Source organism: Mesorhizobium sp. M0854, assembly GCF_040319815.1.
Classification (GTDB): Bacteria; Pseudomonadota; Alphaproteobacteria; order Rhizobiales; family Rhizobiaceae; genus Mesorhizobium.
On the sequence record NZ_JAMYOL010000003.1, the window covers coordinates 264,564 to 276,618 of the forward strand.

Genomic DNA, 12,055 nt, shown 5'->3' on the forward strand with positions numbered 1-12,055 from the left:
TGGGCAGCGGAGACGCTCGTTGCCGGTACCCGGGCCTCCGGCATGGGTGGTTCGGGCGAAGGCGCTTTCGTCGCCGAGATCGTGCTTCTGCTGCTTGTCGGGCGCGGCTTGGGCGAAGTGCTGCAGCGTTATGGCCAGCCGGCAATCATGGGCCAACTGATCGGCGGCATCCTGCTCGGTCCTTCGCTGTTCGGCTGGCTGTGGCCGTCGGCCCAGCACCTGATCTTTCCCAGTGATCCTGCGCAAAAGGGCATGATCGACGCCGTCTCGCAGCTCGGCATCCTGATGCTGCTTTTGCTGACCGGCATGGAGACGGACCTGCGGCTGGTGCGCCGGGTTGGCGCGGCCTGTTTTTCCATTTCGGCTACCGGCGTCGTGGTGCCCTTCATCTTCGGTTTTGCGCTGGCGCAGTTCCTGCCGGACGCATTGCTGGCTGACCCCACGCAGCGCACCGTCGCCGGGCTGTTCCTGGGCACGGCGCTGTCGATCTCGTCGGTCAAGGTCGTCGCCATGGTGGTGCGCGAGATGAACTTCATGCGCCGCAACCTCGGACAGGTGATTATTTCCTCGGCGATCATCGAGGACACGATCGGCTGGCTGGTCATCGCCGTAACCTTCGGCATCGCCACCAATGGCAAGCTACAGTTCGCGCCGCTGGTGACCACCATCGCCGCGGTGGCACTGTTCATGGTGTTCTCCTTCACCATTGGCCGCCGTCTTGTCTTCACCTTGATCCGCTGGACCAACGATCAATTCCGCAGCGAGTTTGCGGTGATCACCATGATCCTCATCATCATGGGAGCGATGGCGCTGATCACTAATCTGATAGGCGTCCATACCGTGCTGGGGGCGTTCGTCGCCGGCATCCTGGTCGGGGAATCGCCCATCCTCTCCAGCCATATCGAAGGCCAGCTGCGCGGCGTCATCACCGCGCTGTTCATGCCGATCTTCTTCGGCATGGCGGGGCTGTCCGCCGATCTCACAGTGCTCGCCGATCCAACCCTTGCCATGCTGACGGGCGCTCTCGTGATCATCGCCAGCATCGGCAAGTTTGGCGGCGCGTTCATCGGCGCCAAGCTCGCCGCCATGTCGCTCAAGGAAGCAATCGCCGTCGGCAGTGCCATGAACGCACGCGGCTCGACCGAGGTGATCGTCGCCAGCATCGGCCTGTCGATGAACATCCTGTCGCACAATCTCTTCACCATGATCGTCACCATGGCCGTGATCACCACCTTGGCCATGCCGCCGATGCTGCGCTGGGCGCTCGGCCGGCTGCCGGTTGGGCACGACGAGCAGCAGCGTGTCGAGCGCGAGGCGTTGGACGAATACGGCTTCATTTCCAGGCTGGAGAGGCTGCTGGTGCTGATCGACGACAGCAGGATCGGCAAGTTCACTGCATATCTCGCCGGACTGGTCGGCGGAGGCAGCGGCATGCCCACCACCTTGCTTCGCCTGCCCACCACCTTGCTTCAGCCGAAAGACGGCCGAGTTGACAGGCCGACCGACAGCAAGGGACAGGAGCGCGCCCTCCAGGAAATCAAAAAGGGTGCAAAAAAGAGCGCTCAGGCGGTGAAACGGATCGAAGATACGCTTGTCGACAAAGTCCATCTGACGGCCCGCACCGAATTGGAGGCCACGGGTGAGACGATCGCCGAAGAGGCCCGCAAGGGATACGGCCTGTTGCTGGTCGGCCTGGACAATGTGCTGACCGCCGATGGCGCCTTCGCGCCGGCCCTCAACGACATTGCCGCAGGATTTGACGGCCCGCTTTGCCTGGTCCTGAACGGCGGCAATGCTGGCGAAAAGATGCCGACGCTGAAGGCCGGCACCAGTATTCTCGTCCCCGTCAACGGTACCCAGGTGGCGCGTCGCGCCGCCGACTTGGCGCTGGCGCTGGCCCGTCCAAACCGGGCGCGGATCAAGGTTCTCTACGTCTCGCAAAAGGCAGCCAAGGGCCGCAGGTCGACATCGGTGTCGCATAGCCGCGAAGAGGCCGTCCTGAAAGACATCGCTGATCTGGCGGGCCGCTACGGCCTGCATATCGACACAGCGTTCCATACCCGCGTCACACCCGACAAGGCGATCACCCGGGAGGCGGCCAAAGGAGCGGCGATCGTCGTGATGGGCGTCACCCAACGTCCGGGTGAGGACCTGTTCTTCGGTGAAACCGCCGGCGCTGTTTTGGCCGCCTGCAACTGCCCGGTCGTGCTTCTGGCCAGCGCGCGGCCCAAGCACGACGCCGCTGGCGCTGAGCTGGCAGCGTGAATTTCACCGCGCATTGATCGGTCGGCAGGAATGTCGATCGAGCCTCTGAAAGCGCTGATCAGCCAAGCGTAAAAGAACTCGAACCGAACGGCTCGGTTCCGTTAGCAGAGAGTACAGGAAAGGGTGAACGCCGGCTCAAAGAATCTTCGCGCGGCAAATCACCACTGACCGCATAATTAGTTGAAAAGAAAGAAGAAAATTGTGGCGCAGGAGCTGCATGTCGAATTTCAAGCGGCCAATTTGGCGCACCGGCACAAAATTTTCGTGATTGGAAACGACAGACTTGCCGACCCATCTCGGGGTCGTCCGAGCGACGCGAATTCCTCCCGAGGCACGCCACTTGACGGACAGACCAAAGAACTACCGGAGTACCGAAATGACCAAGCTCGCTCTTACCGCCGCCGCCATCCTCGTTGCCACCGGCACTGCTTTTGCCGGCAGCGACCATTATGGCTCGGACAACGTCAACCAGCCGGCCGCTGCTGCTGCCAACGTCGACAACACCTTCACCGGTTCGATCCGCAAGCCGGTTACTTCCGAGCATACCGGTGCCAAGATAACCTCCGAGTCGGTGGCGCCTGAATCCGGCCAAGGCATCTGGGGCCGCTGATTATCACGGCCTGCAACACAAAGAGCGGCGGGCTTGGCCCGCTACTCTTGCTTTCGCGTATCAACGGGCGTGTGCGCCGAATAGCATCCTGCGCCAATCGAATACTTTGACTTGCAGGTTTCATCTGTAGCCACAATCTCGGTTGCTGAAATCGTCCAGCAACGTGCACATCGGAAAAAGCCGGGTGCGTATTCGTCGGCGCGGACAGCGCTCTCATCTCGAATGCGTCGAAAGCAACGACAACTCACGAATGACCAGTACATTGGAGTACCTGAAATGACCAAGACTGCTCTTACCGTCGCCACCATCGTCCTCGTCGCCACGGGCAGCGCCTTTGCAGGCAGTGATCACTATGGTTCGGACGGCGTCAACCAGCCGGCCGCGCCTGTTGGCAACGCGCCTGTCGGCACCATCGACAGCGGGTTTACCGGTTCCATCCGCAAGCCGCTGACGGCCGAGCACAACGCCGTCGACACCGAGGCGACGACCCGGTTCGGCACGGATCAACCCGTAGTGCCCCAATCTGGCCGGGGCAACTGGGGCCGTTAGTTCCTTAACCGGGAGCACAAAGAGCGGCGGGCCTGGCCCGCCGCTCTTGTTTGGGCAAAGCCCGGTCGGTCGAAAGGATCGGCGATCCCCGGGCCTGCTGGTAAATCCCTAACGCAGATCCTTCGGCCAAATGCAGTGCGTCAGCCGGGCGCTGCCGAAGGTGAGACCGGCCCAATCGCCATCGACGTCGAACCGAGCCAGGGCCGCGGTGGGGTATTTTTCCGCCAGTTTTTTCAGCGCCGCTTCATCAGATCCAGCCCCGGCAAGACCCCGCGCGAACTCCTCCAACCCGGGATTGTGGCCAAGCACCAGCAGCGTTCCGGTCCCCGCCTTCACTTGCCGCACCTTGGCGAGGATGTCCGCCGCCGCTGCCTCGTAAAGCGCCTGGGCAAATTTGGCCTGCACCTTCGCCGGCAATTCCGCCGAGACCAGCCGCCACGTGTCGCGGGTGCGCAGCGCCGGCGACACCAGCGCCAACTCCGGCAGCCAGCCGCGCCGGGCCAGTTCGCGGCCGACCAGCGGCGCTGCCTTCAGCCCGCGCGCGGACAGCGGCCGGTCGAAGTCGATGAGGTTGGGATCGTCCCAACTCGACTTGGCGTGACGCAGGAGCAGCAGTTGCTTCATGGATTCAACTCAAGTCCAAGGGATGTCGGGCTGAAAGTCTTTCCCATAGCCGCCGCCATGTTTTGTGCCCATGGCGGTATCAAAACTCGCCCAAAGCGCACCAAAGATGAACAGGCCTACATGCCGTTCATCTTTATCCCATCTGACCAAAATGTCTGCTTCAGTGATGGCCCAATCGCCCGATCGAACGTGAATTGCACCGACGACGGGACCTACTCGTCCGCCCTCGATCCGACAGAGATAAAAATATGCCGTGGCACTTTTCGGATCATCGGCCTCGTCGTACTCGAAGACGCCGGCCAGATCACGCTTTTGCCGGATCGCGCTGTCGAAAACGTCCATTGATCTATTCTGTCATTCCCCGGCGATTTATTGGCCGTTTCTGCGGACCCTCACGGCGTGATCCGCGCCAGGTGCTCGAGATCGGTCTCTTCGCGCAGCGGGTCGGGCGCGATCACCACCGACGTGGCGTTGTCGGCATCGTCGGCGAAGCGCGAAAACACCGTGCGGCCGCCTTCCATTCGCGCCTTGCCTTCGGCGACCAGCCCCAGCGCCAGCGGATAGAGCTGGTGCTCGGCCTTGAGCACCCGCGCGGCCAGCGTGTCCTCATTGTCGCCGACCATCACCGGCACGGCGGCCTGGGCGATGATCGGCCCGTCATCCATGTCGAGCGTGACGAAATGCACCGTGCAGCCATGGATGCGCATGCCTGCGCGGAGGGCCCGCGCATGCGTATCCAGCCCCTTGAAGGCAGGCAGCAGGGCAGGGTGGATATTGATCATGCGGCCCTGCCACTTCTCCACGAAGCGCGCGCCGAGGATGCGCATGTAGCCGGCCAGCGCGACGATCTCGGCGCCGAACGACAAGAGGGCCGCATCGATCGCCTCGTCATGCGCTTGCTTGCTGGCATGGTCGGAGCGCGAAATCACTCTGGTGGCGATGCCGCGCGCCGCGGCGATGCCAAGGCCGGCGGCATTGGCGCGGTCGGAGATGACGCCGACGATCTCGGCCGGATAGGCCGGGTTGCTCGCCGCCGCAACCAGCGCCGTCATGTTGGAGCCGCGCCCCGAGATCAGTACGACCGTCCGTTTCCTCATAGGCCAATCGAGCCCCGATAGATGACGCCGGCATCGCGGCGCGGCACGATCTGGCCGATCGGCGTCACCGTCTCGCCGGCCTCCTGCAGAACGGCAGCGACCTGCGCCGCCTGGCCGGAGGCGACGACCAGGATCATGCCGATGCCGCAATTGAAGGTCCGCATCATCTCTTCCGGCGCGACGCCGCCGGTCTTGGCCAGCCATGAGAACACCGGCGGCACCTCGATGGCGCCGAGATCGAGCTCGGCCGAAAAATCCTTGGGCAGAACGCGCGGGATGTTTTCGGGAAAGCCGCCGCCGGTGATATGGGCCAGCGCCTTGATGCCGTGGGTGTTGCGGATCGCCTTGAGGATCGACTTGACGTAGATGCGGGTAGGTTCGAGCAGCGCCTCGGCCAGCGTCGCCTCGTCATTGAACGGCGCCGGATCGCCCCAGCCAAGGCCGCTTACGGCGACGATGCGACGGACCAGCGAAAAGCCGTTCGAATGCAGGCCCGACGAGGCAAGGCCGAGCAGCACGTCGCCCTCGACGATGTCGTCGGTCGGCAGCAACTGGCCGCGTTCGGCGGCACCGACGGCAAAGCCGGCAAGGTCATAATCCTTGTCGTGATACATGCCGGGCATCTCCGCCGTCTCGCCGCCGATCAGCGCGCAACCGGCCTGCCGGCAGCCGGCGGCAATGCCGCCGACAATCGAGGCACCCTGGTCGGGATCGAGCTTGCCGGTGGCGAAATAGTCGAGGAAGAACAGCGGCTCGGCGCCTTGCACGACGATGTCGTTGACGCACATGGCGACGAGGTCGATGCCGATCGTATCGTGCTTGCCGGCATCGATGGCGATCTTCAGCTTGGTGCCGACGCCGTCGTTGGCGGCCACCAGCACGGGATCGGTGAAGCCGGCGGCCTTGAGGTCGAACAAACCGCCGAAGCCGCCGATCTCGCCATCGGCGCCCGGCCGGCGGGTGGCGCGCACCAGCGGCTTGATCTTCTCGACCATGAGATTGCCGGCGTCGATGTCGACGCCCGCTTCGGCATAGGTGAGCCCGTTCTTGCGCTTGCTCATACTCTTTCCCTGCTTTCTCGGGCTCTTCGCATGAACGGTTTCGGTCCGCAAGGATAACGGCGGGATGTGGAGCTTTTGCCCCCGATAATAACAAAGGTTGGCAGGCCCTGCAGTTCCGAATGTGGCGATCCTTCGCGCCCCCCTCTGTCCTGCCGGACATCTCCCCCTCAAGTGGGGAGATTGGATGTCGCCTCGGCTTTCGCCAACCTGCAACGTTGCAGGAAGGGCGCGATAAATGAAGCTGCCAATCTCCCCACTTGAGGGGGAGATGTCCGGCAGGACAGAGGGGGGTGGTTCACGCTAGCCTTCGCGTTCCTGTGTCGCTTCTTACTTGCCGTAACCCTCCATCTCCATCATGTATCGGCAAACAAGAGCGACGGGATATGCGTTTGACCATCCCCAACATGATCACGATCATGCGCTTCGTGCTGGTGCCGGCGGTGGTGCTGGCCATGCTGCAGGACCGCTGGGACTGGGCCTTTGCGGGCTTCCTCATTGCCGGCATTTCCGACGGCGTCGACGGCTTCATCGCCCGCCATTTCAATCAGTTTTCCAGGCTCGGCGCCTATCTCGATCCGATGGCCGACAAGCTGCTGCTGGTCTCGGTTTTCGTGGTCCTGGGCTTCAGCGGCGAACTGCCGCTGTGGCTGGTCGTTACCATGGTGTCGCGCGACGCACTGATCGTCTGCGCCGTGCTTTTATCCACCGTCATGGCGCATCCGGTCGAGATGAAGCCGCTCCTGGTGTCGAAGGCCAACACCGCGATCCAAATCGTGCTGGCGGCAGTGGTGTTGGGCGAACTCGCCTTCGACATCCATCTCGATCCGCTGAGGCCGGCCCTCATATTGCTGTCCGGGGTCTTGACCGTGGCTTCGGCCGCGGCCTATCTCGTGGCTTGGCTGAGGCATATGAGCGGCTATGGCGAAGGCTCCACACCCGGCACCTGAACGCGGGGCACCTGAACGCCGGGCACCCGAACACCGGGCACCTGACGAACGGTCCATCGACGCCGAGGCCGAAGCCGCGGCAGCGGAGGCTGCGGCGTCGGCGTCGTTTCGCCGCCAGATCCGCTTCTGGCTGGTCAGCGCCATCATCCTCGCCGTCTTCCTCTATGTCTTCAGCGGCATCCTTCTGCCGTTCGTCGCCGGCATGGTGCTCGCCTATTTCCTCGACCCTGTCGCCGACCGGCTGGAGCGGCTCGGCCTCTCCAGGCTGATGGCGACGGTGGTCATCCTCATCGCCTTTATCGTCGTCCTGGTGCTGGCCGTCGTCATCCTGGTTCCGGTGCTTGCCTCGCAGATGGCTGATTTCGCCAGCAAGCTGCCGGACTATTTGACCCGGCTGCAGGGCCTGATCACCAGCTTCGACCCGAAATGGCTGGAAGAGAAATTCGGCGTCGACGCCAACGGCCTGCGCGAAGGCCTGAACTCGCTGCTGACCTCCGGCTTCGGCCTCCTGACCACCGTGTTCACCTCGATCTGGAGCTCCGGCGTGGCGCTGGTCTCGGTGGTCAGCCTGTTCGTGGTGACGCCGGTCGTCGCCTTCTACATGCTGCTCGACTGGGATCGCATGGTGACAATCGTCGACAGCTGGGTGCCGCGCGACTATGTCAAGACCGTCAGGACGATCGCCAGGGACATCAACACGGCGACCGCCGGCTTCGTGCGCGGCCAGGGCACGCTGTGCCTGGTGCTCGGCGCCATGTATGCCACCGGCCTGACGTTGACGGGCCTGAATTTCGGCATCCTCATCGGCCTGTTTGCCGGGCTGATCTCGTTCATCCCCTATGTCGGCTCGCTGACCGGCCTGGTGCTGGCCGTCGGCGTCGCCTTCGTCCAGTTCTGGCCCGACTGGACCATGATCGCAGCGGTGGCCGGCGTGTTCTTCGTCGGCCAGTTCATCGAGGGCAATATCCTGCAGCCGCGACTGGTCGGCAAAAGCGTCGGCCTGCATCCGGTGTGGCTGATGTTCGCGCTGTTTGCCTTCGGCGCGCTGTTCGGCTTCGTCGGCCTGCTGATCGCCGTTCCGGCTTCCGCCGCCGTTGCCGTTCTGGTGCGCTTCGCCATCGCCCGCTATCTCGAATCGCCGCTCTACAAGGGCCACGCCGACGAGCCGGTGCCGCCGCTGCAGGTGCGGCGCCGCGGGGGCGCGCGCGGTTGAGCCAGATGCCGGACAAGATCGATCCGCCGCGTCAATTGCCGCTCGATCTAGGCCACGGCACAGGCTATTCGCGCGACGAGCTCGTCGTCTCCAGCACCAACAGCCAGGCGGCGGCGCTTGTCGACCGCTGGCCGGACTGGCCGTCGCCGGTCGTCGTGCTGGCCGGGCCGGCCGGCTCGGGAAAAACCCATCTGGCCTCGATCTGGCGGACCCGCGCCGACGCGGTGAAAGTGGAGGCCGGCCGCATCGGCGACTGCATCGAAAATCTCGGCGCGCATCCGGCCCTGATCGACGATGTCGATGCCGGCCCGATCGATGAGCACGGCCTCTTCCACCTGATCAACGCGGTGCGCGGCGCCGGCTCGAGCTTGCTGTTGACGGCGCGGCGCTTCCCGTCCGCCTGGGGCGTCAGGCTGCCCGACCTGGCGTCGCGGCTGAAGGCGGCGGCGACCGTCGAGATCCACGAACCCGACGATCTTCTGCTGGCCGGCGTCATCACAAAGCTGTTCGCCGACCGCCAGGTCGAGGTCGAGCCGCATGTCGTGCAATATCTGGTGCGCCGCATCGAGCGCTCGCTGGCCACTGCCATGCGGGTGGTCGAACGGCTCGACCGCACCGCGCTCGAGCGCAAGACGCCGATCACCCGCGCGCTCGCCGCCGAGACCGTCAGCGCCATGGATGAAGGGCAGGGCGAGTTCGAGATTTGACGATTCCAGTTCCGCCACTGTCCCATTTCGGGAACAAAAGCTGGCATCTGTCTTGCAGCAACGAGCTTGCCGGCTAATCCCGGTCCTGATTGCGTATCAAATCAGGTAGTAGGCTCGCCGGGAGATGGGTGGTTGGGGTTCTCGCCCGGCGAGCTTGCCTTTGGCAGCATCGAATCGATAGCGCCATTGCGCGGCTGGCCTCAGCTCTCTCCGCCTGCAATTACCGCTCGTTCCGTGCCAAAGCGCTTGCGATAGTCGCCGGGCACCAGGCCGGTTATCCTGGCGAATACCTTGCGGAACGAGCCGGGATCGTCATAGCCGACCTCCCAGGCGATCTGGTCGATCGACCGCATCGTGGTTTCCAGCATCTCGCGCGCCTTGCCGACGCGCAGGTGCTGGCAATATTCGGTCGGCTTGAGGCCGGTGGCGCTGCGGAACCTGCGCAGGAAAGTCCGCTCCTCCAGTCCGGCATGCCCGGCCATGGCCCCGAGCGTCACGTCGCGGGCGCCGTTCGCCTGCAGCCAATGCTGCACCTTGAGGATCGCTTCGTCGCCGTGGGTCAGCCGCGGCGCGAACGGGCTGTAAAAGCGTTGCTCGCGGCCCGGCGGGTCGACCAGCATGAAACGCGCCGTGTCCATCATGACGGTCGGCCCGAGCACCCTGTCCACCAGCTTGAGGCCGAGATCGGTCCAGGCCATGTAGCCGCCCGCGGTGATGATGTCGCCATCGTCGATGACCAGCCTGTCGGCATCGAGCAGAATGTCTGGAAAGCGTAGCGCCAGCGCGTCGCGATAAGCCCAATGCGTGGTCGCAGCACGACCCGACAGCAGGCCGGTCTCGGCAAGCACGAAGGCGCCGGCGCAGACCGAGCCGAGGGTCGCGCCTGCCGCATGACGGCCCCTGAGCCAGCCGGCATAGGGCGCGGCTGCTTCCCGAGCGATCGGATCTCCCAAGGTTGGCGGGATGATAGCCATGGCTGGTTCATTGTCGGCGCCGGGGTCGCTGTCGAAAGTGCAGACTACGGTCTGGCCCGCGTCCTCCAATTGCCAATGGCTGACGCGAAGCCTCAAAGCGTCCGGCGACCGATCGGCCGCCAGCCGGTTGGCCAGCAGAAAGAGATCGGTCAGGCCGAGCACGGCCGCTTCCTGCACGCCGGGATACAAGACAAGGCCGATTTCGATCAGATCAAGCGCAGCCGCCATTTGTCAGTTTTGCCACGTTGAATGTCCGTTTTGCCAATGCTCACCCTGGCCGCACTGTTATAATTTGTCCAGCAGAAGGGGGCTAAAAGCTTCCCTGTTACCCCCAACTTTTCCATTAAGGAGTAGGACGATGAGCACATTCACCACCCATGACGGCACCGAGATTTTCTACAAGGATTGGGGCAAGGGCCAGCCGATCGTGTTCCATCACGGCTGGCCGCTGAGCTCAGACGACTGGGACAACCAGATGCTGTTCTTCCTCGAAAAGGGCTACCGCGTCATCGCCCATGACCGCCGCGGCCACGGCCGCTCGTCGCAGACCGCGACCGGCAACGACATGGACACCTACGCTGCCGACGTCGCGGCGCTGGCGGCGCATCTCGATCTCAGGGATGCGATCCACATCGGCCACTCGACCGGCGGCGGCGAGGTGGCGCGTTACGTCGCGCTTTATGGCAGCGGAGGCCGTGTTGCCAAGGCGGTGCTGATCGGCGCGGTGCCGCCGATCATGGTCAAGACCGATAGCAATCCGGGCGGCCTGCCGATCGAGGTCTTCGACGGCTTTCGCGCCGCTCTGGCCGCTAACCGCGCCCAGTTCTACAGGGATGTGCCGGCCGGCCCGTTTTACGGTTTTAACCGCGAGGGCGCCAAGGTCTCGCCAGGCGCTATCGACAATTGGTGGCGCCAAGGCATGATGGGTGGGGCCAAGGCCCATTACGACTGCATCAAGACCTTTTCCGAGACCGACTTCACCGACGACCTCAAGCAGATCGACGTGCCCGTCCTGATCATGCACGGCGACGACGACCAGATCGTGCCTATCGCCGACTCCGCGCTGCTTGCGGCCAAGCTGGTGAAGCACGGCACGCTCAAGGTCTACAAGGGCCTGCCGCACGGCATGTGCACCACCCATCCGGAGATCATCAATCCGGATCTGCTGGCCTTCATCCAGGGCTGACGGCTTGCATGTCGGACGGGCAGCGCGGGCTCGTGCTGTCCGTCCGTCGCTTAAACATGACCGGCGACGGCAGACACACTCGAGCGTGATCCGCTTGCGCTGCCGACGAGATTCGCTTGATGAATGGTCGGAGTGGAGAGATTCGAACTCCCGACCCTCTGGTCCCAAACCAGATGCGCTACCAGGCTGCGCTACACTCCGAACGGTCTGTTGCCTAGTGATTTCAGCCCGCCAAAGCAAGCGTAAAAAGCCATCGGCCTTGCTGCCGGCGGCATTGCGCAGTAATGACGGGCTAGTGCATGGCCAGAGAACAGTAATGTGGTCTCGGGGTCGTGTGCTTGCAACCAGCAATGAGGTGGTCATGTCAGCCCGCATTTTCAGCCCAGCCAAAACCGCGATGCAGTCCGGCAAGGCCAAGACCGGCTATTGGGTGCTGGAATTCGATCCGGAGCAGCGCAAGAAGATCGATCCGCTGATGGGCTACACCACGTCCGGCGACATGCGAAGCCAGATCAGGCTGACCTTCGACACAAGAGAGGACGCGGTCGCCTACGCTGAGAAGGAAGGGCTGGCTTTCCGCGTCGAGGAGCCGAAGGAAATCAAGCGCCGCCAGATTTCCTATGCGGAGAATTTCCGCTATGACCGCAGGACGCCCTGGACGCATTGATCCCATACCGGCCCTGCCGGCACAATCCGCCGGTCATGCGGCCGGCCAGCGGTCCCGTAGCTCAGCTGGATAGAGCACCGGCCTTCTAAGCCGATGGTCACAGGTTCGAATCCTGTCGGGATCGCCAATATTTTCAGGGTCCATTCCGGACAGGT

Annotated in this window: 13 protein-coding genes and 2 tRNA genes; 9 read left to right on the forward strand and 6 right to left on the reverse strand. The window is 63.6% G+C overall.

Annotated elements, in window-relative coordinates; all coding sequences use genetic code 11:
• The first annotated feature begins 42 nt into the window (after positions 1-42).
• The 3 genes from NKH99_RS07020 to NKH99_RS07030 all read left to right on the forward strand — a co-directional run bounded on the left by NKH99_RS07020 (position 43) and on the right by NKH99_RS07030 (position 3,424).
• Entirely contained in the window at positions 43-2,265 is a 2,223-nt protein-coding gene (locus NKH99_RS07020) for a cation:proton antiporter domain-containing protein (RefSeq protein ID WP_502900011.1), read from the forward strand.
• Between the two features lie 376 nt (positions 2,266-2,641).
• The gene (locus NKH99_RS07025) at positions 2,642-2,875 is read left to right on the forward strand and encodes a DUF680 domain-containing protein (protein ID WP_352747338.1); all 234 of its coding nucleotides are present in this window, start codon (positions 2,642-2,644) and stop codon (positions 2,873-2,875) included.
• A 276-nt stretch (positions 2,876-3,151) separates the two neighbouring features.
• On the forward strand, positions 3,152-3,424 hold the full coding sequence (locus NKH99_RS07030; RefSeq protein ID WP_352472618.1) for a DUF680 domain-containing protein: 273 nt from the start codon (positions 3,152-3,154) through the stop codon (positions 3,422-3,424).
• Between the two features lie 108 nt (positions 3,425-3,532).
• On the opposite strand, the gene NKH99_RS07035 is transcribed toward NKH99_RS07030, so the two are convergent.
• The 4 genes from NKH99_RS07035 to purM are packed head-to-tail and all read right to left on the reverse strand — an operon-like array spanning position 3,533 to position 6,206.
• The gene (locus NKH99_RS07035; RefSeq protein ID WP_352743394.1) at positions 3,533-4,048 is read right to left on the reverse strand and encodes a SixA phosphatase family protein; all 516 of its coding nucleotides are present in this window, start codon (positions 4,046-4,048) and stop codon (positions 3,533-3,535) included.
• 9 nt (positions 4,049-4,057) lie between these two features.
• Entirely contained in the window at positions 4,058-4,390 is a 333-nt protein-coding gene (locus NKH99_RS07040) for a hypothetical protein (protein WP_353013341.1), read from the reverse strand.
• 50 nt (positions 4,391-4,440) lie between these two features.
• Positions 4,441-5,145, reverse strand: coding sequence for a phosphoribosylglycinamide formyltransferase (gene purN, locus NKH99_RS07045; RefSeq protein WP_352501881.1), 705 nt, complete (start codon positions 5,143-5,145; stop codon positions 4,441-4,443).
• A complete protein-coding gene (purM, locus tag NKH99_RS07050; RefSeq protein WP_352472623.1) occupies positions 5,142-6,206 on the reverse strand; it encodes a phosphoribosylformylglycinamidine cyclo-ligase in 1,065 nt (354 codons plus the stop codon). Before purM ends, purN begins: the two co-directional genes overlap by 4 nt.
• 389 nt (positions 6,207-6,595) lie before the next feature.
• Here purM and NKH99_RS07055 point away from each other — a divergent pair, with 389 nt between their 5' ends.
• Genes NKH99_RS07055 through hdaA form a run of 3 tightly spaced genes read left to right on the forward strand, consistent with a single transcriptional unit; the run spans position 6,596 to position 9,073 of the window.
• Positions 6,596-7,153, forward strand: a complete 558-nt coding sequence (locus NKH99_RS07055) for a CDP-alcohol phosphatidyltransferase family protein (RefSeq protein ID WP_352472672.1) — start codon at positions 6,596-6,598, stop codon at positions 7,151-7,153.
• Positions 7,125-8,366 (forward strand): AI-2E family transporter, encoded by a 1,242-nt coding sequence (locus tag NKH99_RS07060; RefSeq protein ID WP_353013343.1) that lies wholly within the window; start codon positions 7,125-7,127, stop codon positions 8,364-8,366. Before NKH99_RS07055 ends, NKH99_RS07060 begins: the two co-directional genes overlap by 29 nt.
• 5 nt (positions 8,367-8,371) lie before the next feature.
• On the forward strand, positions 8,372-9,073 hold the full coding sequence (gene hdaA / locus NKH99_RS07065) for a DnaA regulatory inactivator HdaA (RefSeq protein WP_352472673.1): 702 nt from the start codon (positions 8,372-8,374) through the stop codon (positions 9,071-9,073).
• Between the two features lie 200 nt (positions 9,074-9,273).
• Here the strand turns inward: hdaA and NKH99_RS07070 are convergent, their stop codons facing one another.
• A complete protein-coding gene (locus NKH99_RS07070) occupies positions 9,274-10,275 on the reverse strand; it encodes a GlxA family transcriptional regulator (protein WP_352492622.1) in 1,002 nt (333 codons plus the stop codon).
• Positions 10,276-10,405: 130 nt separating this feature from the next.
• Here NKH99_RS07070 and NKH99_RS07075 point away from each other — a divergent pair, with 130 nt between their 5' ends.
• Positions 10,406-11,233, forward strand: coding sequence for an alpha/beta fold hydrolase (locus tag NKH99_RS07075; RefSeq protein WP_353013345.1), 828 nt, complete (start codon positions 10,406-10,408; stop codon positions 11,231-11,233).
• A 124-nt stretch (positions 11,234-11,357) separates the two neighbouring features.
• On the opposite strand, the gene NKH99_RS07080 is transcribed toward NKH99_RS07075, so the two are convergent.
• A tRNA-Pro gene (locus NKH99_RS07080) sits at positions 11,358-11,434 on the reverse strand.
• 160 nt (positions 11,435-11,594) lie between these two features.
• Here NKH99_RS07080 and NKH99_RS07085 point away from each other — a divergent pair.
• Positions 11,595-11,900 carry an ETC complex I subunit gene (locus tag NKH99_RS07085; protein ID WP_352472630.1) on the forward strand — a complete coding sequence of 102 codons (306 nt, stop codon included), beginning with the start codon at positions 11,595-11,597 and terminating at the stop codon, positions 11,898-11,900.
• A 50-nt stretch (positions 11,901-11,950) separates the two neighbouring features.
• A tRNA-Arg gene (locus NKH99_RS07090) sits at positions 11,951-12,027 on the forward strand.
• Positions 12,028-12,055 lie beyond the last annotated feature (28 nt).